At 42.4% G+C, this 24,431-nt stretch carries 20 protein-coding genes; 10 read left to right on the plus strand and 10 right to left on the minus strand.

The features are described from left to right. Positions 1-48: 48 nt before the first annotated feature. Positions 49-2,010, minus strand: a complete 1,962-nt coding sequence (gene acs, locus JMX95_RS03915; RefSeq protein WP_201560027.1) for an acetate--CoA ligase — start codon at positions 2,008-2,010, stop codon at positions 49-51. Between the two features lie 509 nt (positions 2,011-2,519). Between acs and JMX95_RS03920 the strand changes: the two genes are divergently transcribed. Together JMX95_RS03920 and JMX95_RS03925 are read left to right on the plus strand one after the other, a co-directional pair. Further along, on the plus strand, positions 2,520-3,836 hold the full coding sequence (locus JMX95_RS03920; RefSeq protein WP_201560028.1) for an NAD(P)/FAD-dependent oxidoreductase: 1,317 nt from the start codon (positions 2,520-2,522) through the stop codon (positions 3,834-3,836). Between the two features lie 282 nt (positions 3,837-4,118). Beyond that, positions 4,119-5,087: a pirin family protein gene (locus tag JMX95_RS03925; RefSeq protein WP_201560029.1), complete on the plus strand. Its 969-nt coding sequence runs from the start codon at positions 4,119-4,121 to the stop codon at positions 5,085-5,087. 138 nt (positions 5,088-5,225) lie between these two features. On the opposite strand, the gene JMX95_RS03930 is transcribed toward JMX95_RS03925, so the two are convergent. The 3 genes from JMX95_RS03930 to trpB form a co-directional block, all read right to left on the minus strand. After that, a complete protein-coding gene (locus JMX95_RS03930) occupies positions 5,226-6,329 on the minus strand; it encodes an alkene reductase (protein WP_201560030.1) in 1,104 nt (367 codons plus the stop codon). 341 nt (positions 6,330-6,670) lie between these two features. After that, entirely contained in the window at positions 6,671-7,573 is a 903-nt protein-coding gene (locus JMX95_RS03935; RefSeq protein WP_087814531.1) for a DMT family transporter, read from the minus strand. Between the two features lie 218 nt (positions 7,574-7,791). After that, positions 7,792-9,018, minus strand: coding sequence for a tryptophan synthase subunit beta (gene trpB / locus JMX95_RS03940; RefSeq protein ID WP_201552523.1), 1,227 nt, complete (start codon positions 9,016-9,018; stop codon positions 7,792-7,794). Between the two features lie 392 nt (positions 9,019-9,410). Here trpB and JMX95_RS03945 point away from each other — a divergent pair, with 392 nt between their 5' ends. After that, entirely contained in the window at positions 9,411-11,009 is a 1,599-nt protein-coding gene (locus JMX95_RS03945) for a GMC oxidoreductase (protein WP_201560031.1), read from the plus strand. A gap of 246 nt (positions 11,010-11,255) precedes the next feature. Here the strand turns inward: JMX95_RS03945 and JMX95_RS03950 are convergent, their stop codons facing one another. The 3 genes from JMX95_RS03950 to JMX95_RS03960 form a co-directional block, all read right to left on the minus strand. Next, positions 11,256-11,810 carry a YfbU family protein gene (locus tag JMX95_RS03950; protein ID WP_087814528.1) on the minus strand — a complete coding sequence of 185 codons (555 nt, stop codon included), beginning with the start codon at positions 11,808-11,810 and terminating at the stop codon, positions 11,256-11,258. Positions 11,811-11,824: 14 nt separating this feature from the next. Continuing rightward, complete coding sequence (locus JMX95_RS03955; RefSeq protein ID WP_087814527.1) at positions 11,825-12,325, minus strand: hypothetical protein; 501 nt, start codon at positions 12,323-12,325, stop codon at positions 11,825-11,827. Between the two features lie 93 nt (positions 12,326-12,418). Next, the gene (locus JMX95_RS03960) at positions 12,419-12,862 is read right to left on the minus strand and encodes a hypothetical protein (RefSeq protein WP_087814526.1); all 444 of its coding nucleotides are present in this window, start codon (positions 12,860-12,862) and stop codon (positions 12,419-12,421) included. Positions 12,863-13,101: 239 nt separating this feature from the next. Between JMX95_RS03960 and JMX95_RS03965 the strand changes: the two genes are divergently transcribed. The 6 genes from JMX95_RS03965 to JMX95_RS03990 all read left to right on the plus strand — a co-directional run bounded on the left by JMX95_RS03965 (position 13,102) and on the right by JMX95_RS03990 (position 18,821). Beyond that, a complete protein-coding gene (locus tag JMX95_RS03965) occupies positions 13,102-14,121 on the plus strand; it encodes a lipoate--protein ligase (RefSeq protein ID WP_201560032.1) in 1,020 nt (339 codons plus the stop codon). A 220-nt stretch (positions 14,122-14,341) separates the two neighbouring features. Further along, entirely contained in the window at positions 14,342-15,289 is a 948-nt protein-coding gene (locus tag JMX95_RS03970; protein WP_201560033.1) for a PAAR domain-containing protein, read from the plus strand. A 73-nt stretch (positions 15,290-15,362) separates the two neighbouring features. Continuing rightward, positions 15,363-16,055, plus strand: a complete 693-nt coding sequence (locus tag JMX95_RS03975; protein ID WP_201560034.1) for a hypothetical protein — start codon at positions 15,363-15,365, stop codon at positions 16,053-16,055. A 95-nt stretch (positions 16,056-16,150) separates the two neighbouring features. Continuing rightward, entirely contained in the window at positions 16,151-17,143 is a 993-nt protein-coding gene (locus JMX95_RS03980; protein ID WP_227675957.1) for a PAAR domain-containing protein, read from the plus strand. A gap of 290 nt (positions 17,144-17,433) precedes the next feature. Beyond that, positions 17,434-17,973 carry a hypothetical protein gene (locus JMX95_RS03985; RefSeq protein WP_201560035.1) on the plus strand — a complete coding sequence of 180 codons (540 nt, stop codon included), beginning with the start codon at positions 17,434-17,436 and terminating at the stop codon, positions 17,971-17,973. Between the two features lie 92 nt (positions 17,974-18,065). Further along, entirely contained in the window at positions 18,066-18,821 is a 756-nt protein-coding gene (locus tag JMX95_RS03990; RefSeq protein ID WP_201560047.1) for a lysozyme inhibitor LprI family protein, read from the plus strand. A gap of 137 nt (positions 18,822-18,958) precedes the next feature. On the opposite strand, the gene JMX95_RS03995 is transcribed toward JMX95_RS03990, so the two are convergent. Continuing rightward, complete coding sequence (locus JMX95_RS03995) at positions 18,959-21,094, minus strand: NADPH-dependent 2,4-dienoyl-CoA reductase (RefSeq protein WP_201560036.1); 2,136 nt, start codon at positions 21,092-21,094, stop codon at positions 18,959-18,961. Positions 21,095-21,527: 433 nt separating this feature from the next. On the opposite strand from JMX95_RS03995, the gene JMX95_RS04000 reads away from it, so the two are divergent. Further along, complete coding sequence (locus JMX95_RS04000; protein ID WP_109591098.1) at positions 21,528-23,192, plus strand: AMP-binding protein; 1,665 nt, start codon at positions 21,528-21,530, stop codon at positions 23,190-23,192. A gap of 127 nt (positions 23,193-23,319) precedes the next feature. Here JMX95_RS04000 and JMX95_RS04005 read toward each other — a convergent pair whose 3' ends face one another. Beyond that, complete coding sequence (locus tag JMX95_RS04005; RefSeq protein ID WP_109591096.1) at positions 23,320-23,739, minus strand: DUF6691 family protein; 420 nt, start codon at positions 23,737-23,739, stop codon at positions 23,320-23,322. Between the two features lie 74 nt (positions 23,740-23,813). Then, complete coding sequence (locus JMX95_RS04010; protein ID WP_109591094.1) at positions 23,814-24,251, minus strand: YeeE/YedE family protein; 438 nt, start codon at positions 24,249-24,251, stop codon at positions 23,814-23,816. Between the last annotated feature and the right edge of the window lie 180 nt (positions 24,252-24,431).

A 24,431-nucleotide genomic window follows, 5' to 3' on the forward strand; every position in this document is an offset into this window, starting at 1 on the left:
TATTTATTGAACGTGCTTTTAGCAATATCTAATTATCGATACTTTAGCCTACTCTCCTCGCGCAGCTTTGACTACCTCAACCAGCTGATTAATCACCGAGCTATCCGCAAGAGTAGACAAATCACCCAAACCAACATATTGACCTGCTGCAAGGTTACGTAAAATACGGCGCATGATTTTGCCCGAGCGGGTTTTGGGTAGCGCTTCAACGATATGAATAGCATCCAAATTGGCAATCGGACCAATCTCAGCGCGAACATGTCGATTCAGCTCAGCCTTTAGCGCTTCTGTCTCTTTTTCACCCGATTTTAGAATAATAAAGGCACAAACGCCCATACCGCGAATCTCGTGCGGCATCCCGACAATGGCGGCCTCCGCTGTCGCAGGATGCGCGACCACGGCGCTCTCAATTTCTGCTGTTCCCAGACGATGCCCTGCGACGTTAAGCACATCATCGACGCGACCCGTGATCCAGTAATGTCCATCTTCGTCACGCTGCGCCCCATCACCAGTGAAATAATAACCGGGATACTCACTAAAATACGTCTGTAAAAAACGCTCATGGTCATTATAAATAGTACGCATTTGCCCCGGCCAACTGCTGTTAATTGCTAGGTTTCCTTCAGCAGAGCCTTCTAGCATAGTACCGTCACTATCAACAATCTCTGGTTTGATACCGTACAAAGGATTCATCGCTGCGCCCGGCTTAAGGGCGACCGTGCCCGGTATCGGTGCCATGAGGATGCCGCCTGTCTCAGTTTGCCACCAAGTATCTACAATCGGACATTTGCCACCACCGACGACATGATAATACCAGTCCCATGCTTCTGGATTGATCGGCTCGCCGACTGTTCCGAGTAGCCGCAAACTTGAACGATCGGACTCCCTCACAAAGACATCGCCCTCCTTCATCATCGCTCGAATCGCCGTCGGTGCAGTGTACAGAATGGTCACATCGTGCTTATCGATAATATGACCGATGCGTGCCCATGTGGGATATTCTGGTACACCCTCGAACATCACCGTCGTCGTGCCATTGGCAAGCGGTGCGTAGGTTGTATAGGTATGACCTGTGATCCAGCCTACGTCCGCAGTACACCAGTAGACGTCATCGTCTTTAATATCGAACACATCTCTAAAAGTAGAAAGAGCATAGGTGATATAGCCGCCTGTGGTATGCAGCACACCTTTAGGTTTGCCAGTAGAGCCAGAGGTATACAACAAAAATAGCGGGTCTTCGGCATTCATGACTTCTGGCTCGCAATGTTCTGACTCGCCATCGACCAAGTTATGATACCAAACATCGCGGCGACCACTCATCGGTACAGAATTACCCGTACGATGAACGACAATGACGTTGGTCACGCTATCAGTGCCATCCATATCTAGTGCCCGATCGACATTGGCTTTGAGCGGCGTATGCTTATTACCACGTAAGCCTTCATCAGCCGTAATGATGATTTTTGAGCGACTGTCTATCAGGCGATTACCCAAGCTCTCAGCAGAAAAGCCACCAAAGACCACGGAATGTACAGCGCCAATACGTGTACATGCCAGCATCGCTATCATTGCTTCAGGTATCATCGGCATATATAAGGTCACGCGATCGCCTTTTTTGACCCCAAGCTTACGCATGGAATTACCCAAGCGACAGACCGCTTGATGCAGCTCTTTAAAGGAGATGATTTTGTGCAGTGAAGGGTGATCACCCTCCCAAATAATGGCAGGCTTGTAAGGATTTTTTTTGACATGTCGGTCGAGACAATTGACAGAGATATTCAACTCGCCGTCCTCAAACCATTTTATGCGAAAATCATCCAAATCATAGTTAACGTCGCTGATTTTGGTCGGTTTTTTTATCCAATCGATCAGCTCGGCACGCTTCGCCCAAAAAGCATCATTAGCCTGAGGTGATTCGATAGATTTTTCGTAGTCTTCGCGGTATTGTTCAGCGGTAGTATTGGCAGCAGCGATAAATTCGGCCGCAATGGGGAATGATTTTTGAGTCATCGTATTTGTCCTTTTTAATTATTATGACCTGCACGCATAACGGTCGAAAACGACTGCCTGTACAGGTGATAAGGGTCATCTTCCATAATGTGTGACACTCATGGTTAGTTTGACAAATAAGCAGAACGGTTGCAAGGTATCAACAGCCATTCATAACAATATGCCTATATAGCGGTATACTTGATCACCCATGATAAAATTTATTGACGAGGTGTGGTTTTGCATCTACTCGCTTTTACTATTGCTATTGATTAATTTAAAACATGTTTTGATTTTGGTATAAACAAAGGCATCATCGTCCAGATATCAGATAACGATATGACATTTAATCCTTGTAACCTTGTATGAAATATGGACAATAGCTACACGCGAGATACGACGCCAAAATACACCCTTCACCAAACCCTATTATTGACCTGCTGCTATAAAGATAAGCAATCGACTCTGTTGTTAATTCGATGACGGATTTGGTGGCTGGTTTTTTAAACCCATTATTTTATGAGACTACCATGAGCAATCACCGCAATGCATCACAATACACCCACTATGATGTCATCATCATCGGCGCTGGCGCGTCAGGGCTATACTGTGCGCTCACAGCGGGTCGCCGTGGTCGCCGCGTGCTAGTATTAGACCATGCCAATAAAGCGGGCAAAAAAATCCTCATGTCAGGTGGCGGACGCTGCAACTTTACCAATTACTATGTGGAGCCTGAACACTTTATCGGTGCCAATCAACATTTCTGTAAATCAGCGCTCAGTCGTTATCCCAGCTGGGAATTTATCAGTATGGTGGCAGCACATAAGATCCCTTACCATGAGCGCGAACACGGTCAGCTATTTTGTGATGATTCAGCGCAAGATATTTTGACCATGCTCCTCGCGGAATGTACGGCAGCTGGCGTACAAGTAAAGCTAAATGCGCAGATTGACAGTGTACAAGCTATCGAAAATGACAAGAACGCCAAATTTGAATTTCTGACTAGCAAGCAGCTTAGTAAAAAGGAAAAGCAAGAGAGAAAAGAATCCGCCAATCAAACCAAACTGCCGCAAACAGGCTACCGCTGTGAGTCACTCGTGGTCGCCACGGGCGGACTGTCTATTCCAACGATGGGAGCCAGTGGTTTAGGATATGAATTGGCGCAGCAATTTGGGCACACGCTGATCGCAACCGATGCAAGCTTAGTGCCTTTTACCTTTACGGATAAAACGGGTGAGCTTATTCGATCTTTGGCTGGTATTAGTTTGCCAGTCATCGCTAGCAATCAGCGTATCTCTTTTAAATTACCTATGTTGTTTACCCATCGCGGGCTGTCAGGCCCTGCTATGCTACAACTATCAAACTATTGGCACACTGGCGAGACCATTAGTATCAACCTGCTGCCAAATATCGACATGACAGCGCTGCTCCTTGCTCACAAAAAATCACACCCAAAGCAACTCATTCGGACGGTCGTCGCGGATTATACCGATAGTGGCGATGACAGTAATAAGCTACCAAAAAAACTGCTTGCCGCGCTACAAACGCACCTTTGGGACGATATCAAAGATACCGAACTTGCCAATATTAAAGATGAGCGGCTGACGGAACTTGGCGCGACTTTGAATGGCTGGCAGCTCAAACCCTCTGGTACAGAAGGCTATCGTACCGCTGAGGTGACCCGCGGCGGCGTAAAAACTGATGAAGTCTCCTCAAAGACCATGCAAAGCAACATGCAGGAGGGCTTATACTTTATCGGTGAAGTGCTGGATGTTACTGGTTGGCTCGGCGGTTATAACTTCCAATGGGCATGGGCCAGTGGCTTTGTCTGCGGTGAAGTGGTTTAGCCTCATTTAATCATAACGATTTGGCATTGTTTAATCATAAACAGTGCTTATCGGCAGCACTTACAGATAGCGCTTACAGACAACATTTATAAACATTGTCATGGCTAAATGCCCAACACGCCCTAATGAGATATCACTATTTTTATTCTACTTAAGTTGCCTTTTATCGACATTAGCCCTTGATAAATTATTAAAATAAACACAATATAGGTGGCTATAAATGTAGCGTAACTTAACAGAACTTTTTTATTAAAAAACATGTTTCGTCTGACGAGGTAATAAATGCGTCCTATTAAAAATATTCATGGTGATAAAGCGCCGCACTGGGTAGGTGACGGCTTTTATGTAAAGACCTTAATCAATCATCTTGACGATAATCCTCATTTTAATTATAGCCATACCGACCCGTTTTTGTTATTTGATTATGGCAAACCAACGACCTTTGATCCGAACCCCAATTATAAAACACAGCCGCATGGAGTCGGACAGCATCCACACAAAGGCTTTGAAACCGTCACTATCGCCTACGAAGGTGAAATCAGTCATGCCGATTCAGTGGGCGGGCAAGGGATTATTCAAAAAGGCGATGTGCAATGGATGACCGCAGGTCGTGGCATCATGCACGAAGAGTTTCATTCCGAGGCTTTCGGTCAACGCGGTGGCGTCTTCAGTATGGTGCAACTGTGGGTTAACTTGCCAAGTGCGCACAAACTGACCGACCCAAACTATCAAAGCATCAAACGGGCAGATCTGCCTATCGTTGAGCTGATCGACAGCAGCAACCCTGACCACCAAACGACGATTGGTAAGGTGGCTATCATTGCTGGTGTGTGGCAAGAAATCACAGGCGCGGCAAATACCTTTACTCCGATTAACTTATGGGATATTGAGCTGCATACTGCGGGTGCGACGACGTTAAAAGTGCCCAACACCCACAATACGCTACTGCTGGTACAAGAAGGTGAACTACTGGTCAATGGTACGTCAGTCAGTGCTGGCAATTTGATTCAATTTGATGCGCCAACTCAGCACCGCACTGATGGGCAAGCTGAGCAAAGACTGACTACTGATGCCATTGAGCTGCATTATCCTGCTACCGAAAATGGCGAGCAAGCACCAGTCAAGCTTTTACTATTGAGCGGCGAACCTATCGGCGAACCAGTCGCAGGTTATGGACCCTTTGTAATGAACACCCAAGAAGAGCTCCGCCAAACGTTTCGGGATTACCAAACGGGCAACTTTGTTAAATAGTTAAAATACAGGCATCAAAAAGCCACCTGACGCAGACCGTCAGGTGGCTTTTTATTATGTACTTATGTATCGGCTAACGGTGAGGGTATTTTTAACACACCTTAAGGTTAGCTAATCATAAGGGCAGCTGATCATCCATTATGCTTGATTCAGGAACGGATAATCGGTATAGCCTTCATTGCCACCACCATAAAAACTCTCTGGATGCTGCTCATTGAGCGCCGCCCCTTCTCGGATACGCTCAACCAAATCAGGATTGGCGATATAATCACGGCCAAAAGCAACCGCATCGATATAGCCATCTTTGATGTTTTTCTCCGCTTTTTCAGCAGTATAGCCACCAGCAGCAATAATCATATTATCAAAAGCATCACGGACACGCTGACGGAATGCATCACTATAAGGCGTACCACCTGCCCAATCAGGCTCAGAGAGATGCAAATACATCAGACCACGCTTGTTGATCTGTTCAACTAGCCAGATGTTTTCGTCTTCGTTGTAGCCTGCTTCTACATTGTTAAACGTGCCAAGTGGCGAGATACGAATACCCACATGATCAGCATCCCACGCATCAACACAAGCATCGATGACATCAAGAGTCAGACGCGCACGATTCTCACGGCTACCGCCATACTCATCATCACGCTGATTGGTTTGCTCAACCCAAAACTGATGCAATAGATAACCGTGTGCACCATGAATCTCTACCCCATCAAAGCCTGCTTCTTTAGCATTTTTGGTCGCTTGGGCAAAATCAGCGATGACTTGCTTAATCTCATCAAGTGTCGCTGGACGTGGCGTGGTCGCTTCAACGCGAATGGCGTGGTTATTGCTATCACGCAATGACGTACGCACACCGACATGCACATCAGACGCTGAGATCGGCGCTTTGCCATCAGGCTGCACGCTTTCATGCGCGACCAATCCTGTGTGCCATAGCTGTACGACAATTTTGCCACCTTTGGCATGGACATTATCAACGATGGTTTTCCACGCAGTGATTTGATCTTGGGTATGGATACCCGGCGCGCCAGCATAGCCCTTTGCCTGAAAAGATACCTGCGTCGCTTCAGTAATAACAAGCCCAGCACTCGCACGCTGTGAATAATACTCTCCAGCAAGTGCCGTCGGTACATCACCAGGTTCGATCGAACGCAGACGTGTCAACGGTGCCATGATGATGCGGTTTTTTAGGGTTTGCGTACCCATTTCTACGGGTTCAAATAAATTATCGTGTGCCATAAAAAGCCTTATTTGTTGTTATAAAACCATAATGATTGGTTTGTTATTAATGAATAAATAGCGCGCTCGTTTTTCAATACGCTATTTATAATCCGTAGTCTTTATAGGGGGCAAACATGATAATTCCAAGGAAAAATGACCAACAAAAATATCAATATGGCATGATATCGGTATTGATAATACTCATTATTCAACGCCTCTTATTAGCCTATTAAGCGAATGGCTTTAATCATTTAAAAACATAAATAGAAAAATAATATTATTTATCAATAACGTGTATTCATAACCTTTCAGCCAAAAGTCTACTTGGAGCGTGTTGAACGATGACCCAATCGAGATTTTTACAACTTGAGCATCTTTTTAATGGACAACTCTAAAGACAAGTAAGTGCCAAACAATATCACCATCGAGCCGATGATCGCAGGTGTGTCCAATGCTTCACCAAGCAATAAGTAACCCAATATAATCGCAAAAATCGGAATCACCAAGGTAATACTGGTTGCGCGCATAGGACCAATACTTTTTATCAATTGATTCATAAAAATCAAGGCAATGGCGGTTGAAAACACGCCAATACAAATGACAGAAACCCAAGCAGTAAGGCTAATGCTTTTACCATATGGGAATTCGTAGACTGCTATCGGCAACATGATCACACTGGCAATGATGAGCGAGCCTGCGGTAATAGCGACTGGTGATACATTGTATAAGTAGTTTCTGGTGATATTGGCACCGACGGCATAACCGACACAGGCCAATAACGCATAGCCCATTGGTAGCAACCCTGAACTTGACTCTGCGCCCTGCCCGCTACCGCCAAATAAGTTTTCACTCATCAAAATAATCACGCCGATCACGCCAATGACTAAACCGAGAATTTGTGTTCTTGACAGTCTGTCTTTAAAAAAGGTACTGGCGATGAAACCGCTCATCATCGGCACAGACGCATTAAGTACCGCCAACACCCCTGCGTTTACCGAGCGCGCTGAAAAGGCAAACAGGATAAAGGGAATAGCCGCAGAAAATAATCCAACCAGCGTCAACACTTTCCAATTATCCCGTATGCCCTCTCTGTTTTTTGGGCTGATTAAAACAAAAACCAGCATGGTCAGCCCAGCCAAGACCACACGAAGGCTCGCAAAAGCTAACGAGCCAAACTCAGGCACGCCGATACGATAAAAAATAAAAGACAGCGACCACATAAAGGATAAGGTGATAAAAATAATGAGGTCGCGGTTAGACATGGGGTGATCCTATCAAGCGTTAGACGATTGCTCCTTACTTATAAAATGGCTATTTATGAACTTCTCGTTATGAAATGATTGTTATCAATAAATTCATCATAAAAGCGCAGTTATAAAAGGCTCAGTCGTAAAAAGTATCGTGTGATAAAAAAACCTCGATGATAACTTTTTAATTGCTCGATTGATGTTGTATTTTCTGTATTTATCGCTGATTTCTTCTACAAATTCACTTTATCCAAAATAAAGTCAATATCCTTATCGCCGCGCCCTGACAAATTGACCAAAATCGTCTCATCCGCTGACATATCCTTGGCAATTTTCATTGCATAAGCGATGGCATGTGCCGACTCTAAGGCAGGAATAATACCCTCAAGGCGCGACAATGCCATGAACGCTTCTAGACATTCAGCATCAGTTGCCGACTCATAAGTAGCCAGTTTTAAATCTCGCAGATGTGAATGCTGTGGTCCAACCCCTGGATAATCAAGACCGGAGGCAATCGAATGTACGGGAGCTGGCTCGCCTTTTTCATCGAGCAGCACGTAGCATTTAAAACCATGAATCTCACCTTTCACGCCGAGCGACATCGTCGCCGCATGATTAGGGGTATCCAGACCTTCACCTGCGGGTTCCACGCCTATTTTTTCTACATCTTTATCATCAAAAAAGCCGCTAAACATACCAATTGCATTGGAGCCGCCGCCAATACAGGCCACAACCTTATTAGGTAGCCTACCGGTCGTCGCTAGGAACTGCGCCCGTGCTTCATGTCCGACCACCGATTGAAAGTAGCTGACCATTTCAGGATATGGCGCTGGTCCCAATGCCGAGCCAATCGCAAACATACTGCTATCAAGCTCATTCAAATAAGTCTCAAAAGCGCTATCGACTGCTTCTTTTAGCGTACCCGCGCCACGCGAGACTGGCACGATATTGGCACCCAAAATCTTCATACGACTGACGTTTGGATGCTCCTTTTTAATATCGACCACACCCATGTGAATCTCACACTCCAAACCCATCAATGCTGCTGCCGTTGCCAACGCTACGCCATGTTGCCCCGCACCCGTTTCGGCAATCACCTTTTTTTTGCCTAATTTTTTGGCTAACAACACTTCACCCAGACAGTGATTAATCTTATGCGCGCCCGTATGATTTAAATCTTCACGCTTAAAATAAATCTGCGCGCCGCCGCAGTGCTCGGTCAAACGCTGCGCATGATAAATAGGACTTGGACGACCAACATAGGTCTCACGCAAGCGCTTCATCTCAGCAATAAAATCGTCATTTTTAATGATTTCACGAAAGCCTACTTCGATTTCTGCCATGGCTTTGGCAAGCTCAGGATGACCGATTTTGCCACCGAACTCTCCGTATAAACCATCGTCATTGGGCAAAATTGATTGATGTAATCCATAGCCAGTAGCGGTATTTTGCGTTGTCATAGTTAAGCCTTATTATTTTAAATGAAGTATTAGCATTAATATTTTTGCCGAATTATTTAGCTTTTTTAAGGATAAGAGTATTTCAATGTATTTGTGTTCTAGTACATTGAAACAAGATAATAAGGTAAATTCCCTATTTGGTCAAGTTTACGACTTACTATAAAAATAATTTGCTAAGTAACTGGTTAAGTCATTAACTAAAAACTTGCAAGAATAATCAGTGAATTAAAGTTCGACTTGCCTATAAGTATTACAGCAATCGTGTGACTGAAATAATAATGCAACCTATGTTTGCTAATATGATGCTCGCTTGGCTTAGCGCATCTTTGCGGTTGAAAGCTAATATTATTTCATACGGGCTTTTTAGCTTAAATATCAAATTAGGATACACCATGCAACGACGCCAACTGATTAAAGCCATGGGTTTAACCTTAGGGGCTATCAGCACCTCCGCTACGGTGAGTGGTTGCCAAGCGCTTGCCAAGCAGCCAAAGCTACCGAGTCAAGTCATCCAAGCTGGGCATTTTCCTAATATCATCGTTGGTAGTGGCTATGGTGGTGCGGTATCGGCGCTGCGATTGAGCGAAAAAGGTCATAAAGTGTTGATACTTGAGATGGGTATGCGCTGGGACAGAACACCCGAACATGATACCTTTTGCAAAATGATTAGCGCTGATAAACGCTCAAGCTGGTTTAGCAATATGCCAAACGCCCCTATTCCGATTCCAATCCCTATCAGAAAATATCCTGGGGTGTTGGATTTAATCGAATACGACGATATGAAAGTATTCGCAGGGCGTGCTTATGGCGGCGGCTCTATCGTCAATGGCGCGATTGCCATTCAGCCAAGACGCTCGCACTTTGAAGAAACGTTCCCTTGGATTGATGCTGATGAGATGTACGACACTTACTTCCCTCGCGCAATGCGAGAATTAAAAGTCAGCCAAATTCCTGAGTCGTTTTTTAATCAATCCGAGCACTACGAATTTACTCGTTCAGCTGAACGCCAAGCTTCAAAGGCGGGACTAAAAACAGAGTTCTTTGGTAATAGCTACGATTTTGACTATATGCAAAAGGAAGCGCGCGGCGAAGTCTATAAATCTGGCCTTGGAGGTGAAGTTATCTATGGCAATAACGCGGGTAAGTTTTCACTGGATTTAACCTACTTAAAAGACGCTGAAGCCACGGGCAATGTCACGGTCAAAACCTTGCGCAAAGTTAATAGCATTCAAGCGCTCGATAACGACCAACTGCGTTTAGAAGTCCATGTCATCAATAAAACTGGCGGCATTGATAAAGTGGAGCATTACACTTGCGATAAGCTCTTCCTTAATGCTGGCAGTACGGGCACTTCAGAGTTACTGCTTAAAAGCCAAGCGGAAGGCAAGCTTAATAACTTAAACGAGCATATTGGTCAACATTGGGGGCCAAACGGTAACATCATGACGGGACGCAATTTCGTCCACGCGGCTGGCACGACCCAATCTACTATTCCAGTCAAGGGCATCAATATGTGGGACGGTGATAGAGACGGCTCGAAGTACAAAATCTTTGCCGAACTCGCGCCCTTACCACTAGGACTTGAGACGTGGACGACGCTCTATCTCGCCATCACTGACAATCCAGAACGTGGCAACTATTACTATGATAAAGCCAGCAAAACCGTCAAACTAAATTGGAAACGCGAGCAAAATAAGTATTCAGTAAATGCTGCCAAAGAGCTGTTAGATAAGCTAGCCAAAGTAAATGGCGGCTCTACTTCAAGCCTTTTATTTACCAAAGGCTTCGGCGATAACTTCTGCTATCACCCACTCGGCGGCTGCGTATTAGGCAAAGCGACTGATGAGTTCGGTCGCGTCAAAGGGCATAAAAATATCTACGTGCAAGATGGCGCGTTAATCCCCGGTAGCGCTGGCGTCAATCCATATGTATTTATCACAGGACTTGCTGAGCGTAATATGGCGGCTATTTTGAAGGAAGATTTTGGGTAGGGTTTAGTAGGATTAAAACGCTTTTTAGGAGCGTTTTTTGGGTTTGATGAATTTGACCTTGCTACCCACTTCTATCTGCTCATGTGAGAGATTGTTTATTGAAGTAAATGATCGATATTATATGATGCTTTATGCTATCAGCAAATTATCCAACACACTTTTATTAATGACCAGTTTACGTATACCATTAAAAGCAAGCACGTTACCTTCTAGCATCGTCCTGTATTTTTTGTTTGTTATAGTACTTTATCTTCTACTAGGATGAATACGTTCTTTTAGAATCTTAGCTAAATCTTCAACAGATAATGGACCAAAATTCATAGTTTCTTGTATTTCTTTAAACATATTAAGCATTCTTTCATGACCATCTAAAGAAGGAAAATGTGAGTTGAAGTTTCGACCTTTAAACTCTTCAAATCGATCCAATTCATTTACAATGAATGATGCTATCCCCATATAAGATGATTCATTATTACCATCGAAGCCAGGGAACTTAGGATTCTCACCAAATGGCTTAGCAACAGTTTCCTGTAAGTATTCTTTTTCTTTTTCTGAAAGTTGTTCATAGCTATATTCTATAGAGCTCCACATACCTAAAATATCAAGAACTTCTTTAACAATCTCTGGATCGTCTTGATCTTCAAAAGGTATTCCAGAATACTTCCAAGGTATCGCCCAGATATTGTTACTAAAGATTGCAGAGCGAATAAATTCTGACTCAATTTCTCCATTAATTTCTAATCGATCATATAGCTCACTAAGCATTAAAAGTATAAGCTTTTCACCATCTGAAATTTTCATGATATTTACCAAATTTATTTAGCTGAAACAGGATACTCTCGCTGCTCATCAGCGAGATCTTTAACAAAAGGCATAAAGCTATTTATCTTATAATATATGCGCTTTCCTACATTTTTTATGACTTCAGGACTGGATGCTTCTGATAGATCCTCAATATCTTTTTTCAACTCATCGCATAGTAAACTAGCCTTGTTCACGAAATCATTAGAAAAGTTTGAGCTTTGCTCATTAATAAACCTTGCATACTCTTCAACATCCTTTGCAATACTATGAAAATCAATACCTTTAAGATTTTTCGTATTGCATGAAGGTCCTATTCTTGAAACGACAGATAATATTCTATCTGTTTGTGCATGAACCTTTGACACTTCACCTAATCGTCTTCGATCAATCATTTCGTTTCTAGCTTCCTCTGCTTTAGAGGCTGATGCAGCGGCTTTCTTCGCTTCCAAGAATGCCCATACAGCAGCTCCTATAGATGCAACCGAACCAAATATCGATAATAAGCTTTCCATCTATACCTCGAATTTCCTTTACACTTCACTAACGCAATATCTAACAGAATAATACTAGCGAGAATATATGGTTTTTTATGTTGCAAGAGATCGTTATATACTTTTCCACTCATTCATTCTTTGTCGAGATATTTCTACTGCACTCTCAGAGAATAGTTCAGGATAGCGAAGTATTACTGCTTCGAAAGCATAGGCTTCCAAGCCCATCTCTAATAATGCGGTATAACCTTTTGTCTCAGATTTACGATCAACAGCGCGCTCGACAGCATTAATTATTCCGTATTTTTGAATCATTGGCCAAGTTCTAGATGCGCGTGTTTTCTTACCATTTTTGGCACTTAGCACCTCTTCATAAGCATAGACTGCTTTTATAGCTTCTTTCTCTGCCGACGTTTCAGCACCATGATTTTCAGCTTTTAAGTGAATAGCTCGTTCTTTTGCTTGTTTTACCAAATCTTCTCTGCCTGCATTCAAAGCATTTTTAGCAAAAATCTCACATTTCTTAGGAGTGTCTAAGTTTTTTATCCTTTCATTCATAACCAAACCTCTTCTTATGCATCAGTTAGCTGGTTTGAACCAATGCTATTTGTTACTTAATATCAGTCGTAATCATAACAGAAAGACTAAAAATAAGTTAACTTCTTAAAACCTCAGACTTAAACCGCTCCCATACCACACACCCATTGAATTCCAACCTCGCATCAGCAACAATGACAATGACAATATCTATTTATAACATTCAATATAGAAAAACCATTCGAGAAAAAGGACAAACAATGAAACTGCGTATCTTGAAATCTGCCGTGACCAACCCTTGGTTTAACCTCGCGACCGAGGATTGGATATTTAATACGCTCAATCCCGACTCGCACACGCTATTTTTATGGCGCAATAGCGAAACGGTAGTCATTGGGCGCTCACAAAATCCGTGGGTGGAATGCAAAATCGATAAGATGGAAGCCGACGATGTATTTTTGGCGCGGCGTCAGAGTGGCGGTGGCGCGGTATTTCATGATTTGGGCAATACTAACTTTACCTTTTTATCACCCAAAGCCGACTACGACCAAGACGCGAACTTTACCATTATCATCAATGCGCTAAAAAAGTTAGGCATAGACGCGGATTTATCAGGTCGTAATGACATGCAAGTCGGTGATAAGAAAATATCAGGTAGCGCCTTTAAACATGCCGCCGATCGCAGCTTTCATCACGGGACATTACTCGTAAATGCCAACATGCAAAAGCTAGGCGATTATCTCAATCCGCATCCGCTTAAGCTGAAAGCAAAAGGCATTAAATCTGTCCGCGCTCGCGTCGCCAATTTGGTTGAGTTTAATGAAGACATCAATCACGAGAGCTTATCAGATGCGATTATCGAGGCATTTTGCGAATACTATCGCGACAAAGATTATGGCGACACTACGCCAGTAGAAGAATTGGATGAAGCCAGTCTCGCCAAGCAACCGACATTGAACAAATATTATCAACAAATGGCAGATTGGGATTGGCGCTTTGGTAAAACCCCTGAATTTACCCATCACATTGAGACACGCTTTGATTGGGGCATCATTGATTGTCACCTTGATGTGAAGCAAGCAGTGATATGCGATGTGGTTATCTTCTCTGATGCGCTAAACGTTGAATTAATCGACCTATTAAAAGACACATTGACAGGTATTAAATATGACAAACGTGAGATTAAAGCTAAGTTTGACGAGTTATGCAAAGCACATCCTGAGTTGGCAGTACAAATTGATGACGTGTCTAAATGGCTGACTAGTGAGATGGCAGGTTAGATTTTTGCTTGTTATTGATAATTAGTAAAGAGACTCAATCTCTTATTGGCGTCAATATTTCAATCGCCTTTATACTTTGTACAGATTAGGCTTGCTGTCTAGATCATGCTCTTAGATAAACTTAAGTTTGATATTTTACGCTTTAGCCATCTATAATGTGATGCAAATAATAGATCCGCTATAAAAGTCCAAACTTTAAACGTTTAAGCAAGGTAGCACTATGGCAGCCTATATCACCGTCGGCGCAAAGACCTCTCACGGTGGGACGGTCATCTCCGGCTCACCGCACACCACTCATAACGGCATTCCTGTCGCGCGTAAAGGCGATAAAGTCATCTGTAAAAAATGCAAAAAGGTGACCACTATTCTGAGTGGTGATGCCTCCTTTATTGTCGATGGTGCGCCTATTGCTCGCGGCGGCGATGTCACCAGCTGCGGCGCTAAACTGATCGCTAGTCAGCAGTCTTTTGCGGAGTCGGGTTTTGACGTAGGTAGTATTGAGCAGGCAGCGCCTTTGCAGTTTGCGAAGTCGGAGCCTGATGCTTTATTTGGGAATAGCTTTGTAGAGGATGATGAGGAGCCTACGGAAGATGACTATGTCATTACTAATTTAGGTGATGACGTTGATAAAATTGCAGCTGACTCACCTACGTTGCAGGAAAATATCAAAGATTTGCAAGAAGCAGATTGGAACATAATGTATGGTCCTGATTCTGGAGGAACATATACTAATTATGAAGATAGAGAAATAGTAGTTTCTGAATATTATAGAGATAAGCCAGCTATGGCTATGCATGCGCTCACTCATGAGGTAGGTCATGCTACCTATCAAGGAGATATCGACATATCAAGTAGAGATGCTTATATTGATAGTAAGCTAAAAGGAGAAGGAGGCGCTGCGATTTACAGTGTCATGATCAGAGAAGAGTTACTAGATAATGGTGCCATAGATATTATGAAACCGCATAGTGATCCAAATGAGCTTAAAACTCTTGTATCAGCATATGAGAAATATGGTGATGATCATAGCGCTTGGAGTGAAGCGGGAAAAGTATATGGAAATCGTAAGACATCTACTACAGGTGAAAAATATAACGACTTTTACGGTAACCGTTATGATGAATATGAGAACGAAGGCAATTTAAATGAGCTGCTATTGAATTTTTAAAAATAGTATTTACTACAGTAAAATAAATTTTTACTAATAATAGTAGTTTATTAAAAAATATAGGTTGATACTTGTGACTAACGATAAAACAAAAAAAATCATTAGAAATATTTTACTATTAAGTACAATAATGTTTTATTGCACAACTGCCCACTCATCTATTACTATGAACAATGCATCCCATATAGATATTGATAGCTTAAATGAAGAAAAACGAATGCTTTTTAACACAATTGACTATTTTTCAAATAACTACCCGTATTCAATTCATCAAGTTGAAAATTTTTATAACCATCAGTTTCAATTAATTGAAGTAGCGCATGGTCTTAATAATTTTTTTGAAATTTCTCAGGACACAAACGAGCATCCTTTTATTCAGGACATAGACTTAAGGGTAAGTGATATAAATAGTAAGTTGCTTATTATTGATTTCAAAAATCCTATCTGCTTCAATATTTCTGAATATAATAAATTAATATCTGATTACAAAAAATCTTATAACAGTCACTTTCAATCATACTACCGCGTTTTAGATAAAAAGAACGATATAGGAAAAGTCTTTCTGACTAATAGGTTAGTTATTGTTGGCATAAAAGATCACATAAGAGGCTACAGCTCCTCCTCAAATCAAAGCAACAACTCAAAACCTTTAAAAATAATCAGTGATTTAGAGAAAGAAAATAATAGTCGATGTATTACTAACTTAACATTTAATACATTTGATTCGATAAAACCAAAACGTTATGGTCGCTACATTAGAAAATAAACGATAGATGGTTCTGTGGTTTTATACTCAATGATACATAGCGCCCAGAATAGCTTAAATATCAGGGACACATCTACCCAAGTCTGGCTTTAAATATAAAGCTTTTATCGGAGGTAGTAAGATCCGGCTCACCACACACACACCACACCACTCATAACGGTATCCCAGTCGCGCGTAAAGGCGATAAAGTCATCTGTAAAAAATGCAAAAAGGTGACCACCATTCTTAGTGGTGATGCATCCTTTATTGTCGATGGCGCACCCATTGCACGTGGCGGTGATGTCACCAGCTGTGGCGCTAAACTAATTGCCAGTCAGCAGTCATTTGCGGAGTCAGGTTTTGATGTAGGCAGTATTGCGCAGGCAGCGCCTTTGGTGTTTCCTAAAACTGATCCAGAAACTGTACTTTCTAACTTTGCAGCTTCTGACAACAAAGATTCTGTAGATGAAATGTCTGATGATGAGTTAGGGATGTGGGTTGACGTATCTACTGAACAAGCATTGAAAGACGGTGGGCTTTGGGCAGGAGCAGGTACTCCCGAAGAGCTAATTTATCAAGAACGTCTTAATTCTCTCTGGATAGATGTCAATGGTGATCGTGCTAAATATTATGAAGGTGTGCAAAAAATTGGTGATGAGGCGGGATTAGTTTTTGACATTATGTCATTTCCGCTAGGTTTGGGTGCTTTATCTGCTAAAACTAGTGTTAAAGCTGGACAGTACGTGATTCGAAAACGAGCGGTAAGTAATAACAATATCTACAGAGACTCTGAAAAAGGTTTCGACTGGACTTCTACTAAGAAAAGATATCCTAATACAAACCTAGCAGAGCATTGGAGTAAACATAGCAAAGAATTTCCTGAGCTAAAATCTCAAAATGACTACTATCGTCATGCTCAAGAGTTTGTCAGTGACCCTCCGCGTGGAACTTTAAATAAAACAAGAAAGAATGGTGATACGGTTTTATATAATCCGAAAACAAACACATTTGCCGTCAAAACGAAAGATGGTGCACCTCGAACAATTTTTAAGCCTGATGCTTCCACACATCCCTACTCAACTAATTTGGAATATTTTCATGCTCAATAGAGAGTTACACAGTTGTAAAATATGCGGTTACTATGATGAGGATTTCTTGCCATGGGGTCTTGACGGTGAATCCCCATTATATGAAATATGTCCTTGTTGTGAAGCGGAGTCTGGTTATGAGGACTTTACCTTAGAATCAATTATTCATAATCGTAATAAGTGGATTGAATCTCCAAAATTTAAATCGGATGAGAAATATAGAGAACAATTAGTTAACTATTTAGAATATTTAAAGCGCATTAAATAACCTAGTTTTGAAAAATATTATTGAGTATGTAGGAAAATAATCAGTGAAAATAAGAGGTAGAGAATATAAGTTTTCTGATATTTCACTTATTGCATTCGTTGTTATTTTATTTGTATGGACTGTAGACTTAGAACCAAATAAAGAGCTTGAAATATACCAACGAGAATTGGTTGAGAAAGAAAGCTGGCTTATATCCGAACTTGATACAATTGCTAAGTTTATGAACTTCAAAGTAAGCGATCATAGTCATTCTAATAGGGATGTGTGGTACACATCCAGATATGCAAGCCCCGAGTTTGACAAGAATAGACTGTTACATTTACATGGCTTTCTTCTCAAAGAAGGCTGGGTAGATATGACTGATAAAATTGACAAAAACGATTATATAGCTAATACCTCAAGTAGATCTGATAAAACAGCCAAACGTGTCCGTATTCTATGTAAGGATAAAGCTACCATTTTTATGTATATGACCGACATGCAAAATGATTATCTTATTGATTTATTTAAAGCTCGTACTTTGGTAGAACTTAAATATGATTACAGCTTACCTTGTTATGAATTGAATGAAAAAAAAATATGATAATTCTATTGCTATAGAGTTAGATAATTAATATTAGACTAAGTATAAAGTCATGTATCAAACACCTACTAGCTGAAAGCAATGAGAACTCTATGAAAAAACTACCCTTAGCCACAATCAGTATTTTAAGTATTTCCCTATTATCCACTTATGCAAATTCAGCCAGTTTTGATTGTAAAAAAGCGACTACTTGGGTAGAAAAAACCGTTTGCGAAAGTCCTGAGCTATCTAAGCTTGATAAGGCGATGGCAAAAAAATATAGAAGCGATCTCAATAATGCAGCTAACGACGAAGACAGCGAAATCTACAAAAACAATGTGATTATAGATCAAAAGTTATGGTTAAATTTTCAACGGAATAGTTGTAAAGATACCAATTGCCTTATACGTGAGTATGAAGAACATATCGGAGAAAAGACAGGTTCTGAATGGAACGATGATTTAGGCTCTTCTGATTTGCCTGATAAAAAGGCGTTTGGAGATTTTTCTAAAAACTTCCAGATTTCAGTCTATAACGTAGACGGCAAACGCAACAATACTTTTCAAGATGCAACGAATACTTTATCGATTAATAAGGTTGATAATAAACCTCATATCTCTGTAATTGAAAGCATCCTGATTTTTAATAATTTACACACCTGTGAGATTGAAGGAAGCATTGCAACATGGTCACAAAATCACTGGGTGATTTATGATAATAGCCAAGATAAAGAAGTTAGGCTAAGGTTATATCCTGCACCTTATAAAGGTAAGAATCAGTTACTATTAAGAGACGTTGATTATCAATTTAGCTCAGGGCGTTGTGGAGTGCGCGGCTATTTTGACAGTATTATATTAGAACATCAGTAAGTGAGCCGAGTGTCTTAATATTGCCTGAAGCAATATTATGCTGAACTGAAGCTCTATTACAAGAAACTAAATCTACCAAACCAAAAAAAGCGGCAAGATAATCTATCTTGCCGCTCTCATTACTTCTGAACTAAGCCCTAAATCGCAGCCGCAACCTCAGCACCATCTCTTATAGCACGCTTAGCATCCAGCTCAGCAGCAAGTTTTGCACCACCGATTAGATGATATTGCGCGTCAGGTGCATCACCGACATTTGGCATCAGCTCAACGACCGACTCTTGACCGGCACAGACCACGACACTATCAACACGTAATAGCTGGCTTTGACCTTGGTTATTGGTAATCCAAATACCTTCGTTGGTGATTTTATCGTACTGCGCACCTGAAACTTGGATAACGCCATGCGACTTAACATGAGCGCGATGTACCCAGCCCGAGGTTTTATTCAGACCACTACCCAAGCGACCTTTGGTACGTTGCATCAAGTACACTTGGCGGATAGGTTTGATGGCTTCAGGCTTAATCAGTCCACCATCAGTTTGATAGTTAGTATCGTTAGTCACGCCCCACTCTTCACGCCACTCGCTAACTGACTGTGCTTTTGGACGGTAGTTTGGGTCTTTTAAAAGTTCAGGGCCCAGCTCATCAAGCGGCTGACCATGCTTGGCGGTCAGATATTCACTAACGTCAAAACCGATACCGCCAGCACCGATGACGGCAACCGTATCACCAACTGATTTTTCACCAGAGAGTAATTCCGCATAGCTCATTACTTGTGGCAAATCTGCGCCTTCTAACTTGCCAGCTAGGCTTCTAGGGACAACACCAGTTGCGACGATGACATGATGGAATTTGGCTTTCTCAAGCATGGCTTTATCAACTTTGGTATTGAGTTTAATCTCAACGCCTAAGTGCTCAAGCTCATTAATATAATAGCGGATGGTCTCAAAGAACTCTTCTTTACCAGGGATAACTTTGGCGTAGTTAAACTGTCCACCTAAGATATCTTTTGCTTCAAATAAGGTAACCTCATGCCCACGTAACGCGGCGACGTGAGCCGCTGACATACCAGCAACACCGCCACCGATGACGGCCACTTTTTTAGGTTTTTTGGTTTTCTTATAAACTAATTCTGTCTCATAACACGCTTGTGGATTAACCAGACAAGTCGAGCGTTTATTTTCAAAGGTATGATCGAGACAAGCTTGATTACAGGCGATACAGGTATTAATGCGATCGGCTTGACCATCTTTGGCTTTATTGACCCAATGGGCATCGGCTAAAAATGGACGCGCCATTTGAATCATATCAGCCTGACCACTAGCCACGATTTCTTCAGCAGTTTCTGGCATATTGATACGGTTGGCCGCCATCATGGGAATGCTAATATGCTTTTTAATTTCAGCAGTGAAATCTACAAAAGCGGCACGCGGTACGCTGGTGACAATCGTCGGTACACGCGCTTCATGCCAGCCAATACCGGTGTTCATAATGGTGACGCCCGCTTCTTCTAACGCTTTGGCGACGGTGATGACTTCATCCATAACGTTGCCGTCTTTGACCAGATCAATCACTGACAAGCGGAATAAGATAATGAAATCTTCACCGGCAGCTGCGCGTACGGCTTTGACGACATCGACCGCCAGCTTCATACGACCTTGAATATCACCGCCGTATTCGTCGGTACGTTGATTTACATGACGCGATAAAAACTGATTGAGCAAATAACCTTCTGAGCCCATGATTTCCACACCGTCATAACCAGCCTGCTTGGCAAGTTTAGCCGAACGGGCATAATCCTTTACCGTTTGTTCGATGTTTTTAATGCTCATCTTACGCGGCTTAAAGGGTGAAATTGGTGATTTTATTGGACTAGAGGAGACGACAAACGGATGATAGCCGTAACGACCACTGTGCAAAATTTGCATGATGATTTTGCTGTCATATTTATGCGCCGCACGAGTCACACGCTGATGGTTAATCACGTCCGCTCTGCTATTCATCGTGCCACCAGCAGGGAGTAACCACCCTTCGCGATTGGGCGAAATACCGCCCGTAATCATCATCGCCACGCCACCTTTGGCACGTTCAGCAAAATACGCCGCCAGTTTACCGTAGTTATAAAAACGGTCTTCAAGCCCCGTATGCATCGAACCCATTACCATGCGGTTTTTAAGCGTCGTAAAGCCCAAATCGAGCGGCTCAAATAAATGTGGGTAGTGTTCATTGGTGCTAGCAGTTTCGATGGTATTGGCAGTGCGGCTGGCGGACATATCATTTTCCTTATGAATGGTTTGTGGAAATGCTTGTTAAAGCTGGCTGGGCTTTTTAAAAGTTAAGATTTTTAAAAATGAGGCTTTTAGAAATAGTTAAGCGATAGGATTTAACATCACTGGTATCGTAACACACCGTCATTATCATCAGCTATGCAGACAAGCGACTGATGAGTGAACACTATGTGCATTAGACTAATTGATCATGCGATCCAATATAAGCAAGCACTAAAAACATACTCGCTTTTCACAGAGCATTGTCTATAATGGACGAACAAATATTTACCGTGAGTCACCTATCGGCGAGTTGCTACAAGGAAGGTCAGCAAAAATATTAATAACTTATCAAATTGTGATAAATAGCGAAGCCAACTTTATAGCAAGTTTGTAGCGTATTCACCGAATTATAACAGCAAGATAAAGGACTATCCCCATGACAGACTTCCACACAGGTCTCGGCAAAAATGCTGCCAACCATCAACCGCTTACCCCTATCGACTTTATTATCCGTAGTGCTCAGGTCTATCCTGATAAAACCGCTATCATCTATGACGATTTAGAACACAATAACCTCACGCAAACGTGGCAACAGACTTATGACCGTTGTCGTCAATTGGCGGATGGTCTACGTAAATTAGGCATTGATAAAAATGACACAGTTGCGGTCATGATGCCAAACACCCCAGCGATGGTCGAATGCGCCTTTGGTGTACCTATGTCAGGTGGCGTACTTTGCACCCTTAATACCCGCCTCGATATCAATGCCCTGACCTTTTGTCTGCAACACTCAGAAGCCAAAGTGTTGATTCTAGACAGCGAGTTTGCTGAACATGCTGAAATTATCGACGAAGCATTTCCTAATCTCATCGTGATTCATGCGACAGATGCGGCGCTCAATACTGAACGTTTTGGACAAATGAGCTACGAAGCATTAATCGCCAGCTCAGACAGTTTGGATAATTGGGAAAAGCCGCTCGATGAGTGGGATGCTATCGCCCTCAACTATACCTCTGGCACCACGGGCAAACCCAAAGGCGTGGTTTACCATCATCGCGGTGCCACGCTCAATGCCGTCTCCAATATTTTAGATTGGGATGTGCCCAAGCACCCGATGTATCTATGGACGCTACCATTATTTCACTGTAATGGTTGGTGCTTTCCCTGGACGATTGCCGAACGTGCGGGCGTCAATGTCTGCTTGCGTAAGATTGATGCTGATTTGATTTTGCAGCTGATTGCCAAGCATAAAGTTAGCCATTATTGCTCAGCGCCTGTGGTGCATAATATGATTGCTGGCGGCAAGCCTGAATATAAAGACGCCATCAATCATGAAGTCAAAGGCTGGGTCGCTGGTGCGCCGCCGTCTGAAACCATGCTCGCTGCCATGGAAGCTATGGGCTTTCATATCTCTCACGTTTACGGTCTTACCGAAGTCTATGGTCCAGTCACCGTCTGCGCTGAGCAGCAAGAATGGGATGAACTGGATGTCGCTACTCGTGCACAAAAGAAATCACGTCAGGGCGTAACGTCACATTTGATGACTGGCTTTGAGCTGTTTAAACAAGGCACCACGGAGCCAGTTGCCGCGGATGGCAAAGAGATGGGTGAGCTGGCACTACGCGGTAACATGGTGATGAAAGGTTATCTAAAAAGCCGTAAAGCGACCGAAGAAGCCTTTGCTGATGGTTGGTTCCGTACTGGTGATTTGGGCATTAAATATCCTGATGGTTATATAAAAATCATGGACAGGCTCAAAGACATTATCATCTCAGGTGGCGAAAACATCTCTAGTATCGAAGTCGAAAACATCTTATATAAAATGCCAGAAATCCAAAGCTGTGCGGTCGTTGCAGCGCCGCATGATAAATGGGGTGAAGTGCCCGTCGCCTTTATCGAGATTCATGAAGGCAGCACCTTGCAGCGCGACACTGTGATGGAACATTGCAAGCAACATTTGGCGGGTTTTAAAGTGCCCAAATATATTATCTTTGCTGAAATTCCAAAAACCAGCACCGGTAAAGTGCAGAAATTTGAGCTGCGTCAAGCGGCTAAATCATTAGCACACGAAACGCCAAAAGTAACGGCTAGCGCTAAGTAAGACTTTATCATTAAGCCTTAATAATACGGAAGTATCGTTAATATTAATGAAGCATCATTGATAAAAAAGGGTCAGCCTAATCGAATTAGACTGACCCTTTTATTGCGCTAAAAAAACCAAGCCAATGTTAATTAAGCTTAGGTTCTAGCCACTGATACACCAACATCCCGACTATCATCGCAGGAATAAAGACATAAGCCTGCCACTGTCCTGTACCAAGCAGCACAATACCGGGGCCCGGGCAAATACCAACCAAACCCCAACCGATACCGAATAGCATCGCGCCAATCAGTAGTTTTTTATTAATAGTGGTTTTGGTTGGCATCTCAATTGATGACCCAGTCCAGCTGGTCTTTTGACGCTTAGCCAATTGTACACCGACTATCGCTACCATTAGACCGCCGCCCATCACCAGTGCCAGAGAAATATCCCATGCACCAAAGACGTCCAAAAAGCCCTGTACTTTAACAGGATCAGTCATACCTGATATCAGCAGTCCAAAGCCAAATAATAACCCTGCCAGTAATCCAATTATATTTTTTAGCATGTTTTTTCTCGCTGTCTTTATTTTTTCATAATAGTACTAAAATCTTTCTTCGCAACGTACTTTCTATGTGATGTTTAAATCAAACCCAAGACATGACGACCAATATAAACGGTCACAATACCAAATAACATAAAGGTCACCGTCGCCGCCATCGAACGTGGCGACAGTCGCGCATTACCGCAGATACCATGTCCACTGGTGCAACCTGAACCCAAACGTGTCCCAAAACCAACTAGCAATCCTGCCCCAATAAGCAGTGGCAAAGAGCTACTAATCTCTATATCAGGTAACGGTTTTACCAGACCATAAAGTAATGGCGAGATAACAAGACCAAGTATGAATAACACCTGCCACATCTCGACGCACTTGGGTTTAAGAAGACTTGAGAAAATACCACTAATACCCGCAATACGACCAATGCCCAATAGCAAGATGACCGTTGCAACGCCTAGCATCAGCCCGCCTACCAAGGAAATTGGCGTAAATGCCTGCCAGTCTATTTGTATACTCATAATAGTTACCTAAGCCAATTTTTATCAAAACAGTTTTGAATGTCGTTTTATATAAATACATTATATTATAAAATATAATAAATAGGTAAAAAAATACTGAACCCGACCAATGCCCAATAGCAAGATGACCGTTGCAACGCCTAGCATCAGCCCGCCTACCAAGGAAATTGGCGTAAATGC

This window comes from Psychrobacter sp. NC44 (assembly GCF_904846655.1).
Classification (GTDB): Bacteria; Pseudomonadota; Gammaproteobacteria; order Pseudomonadales; family Moraxellaceae; genus Psychrobacter.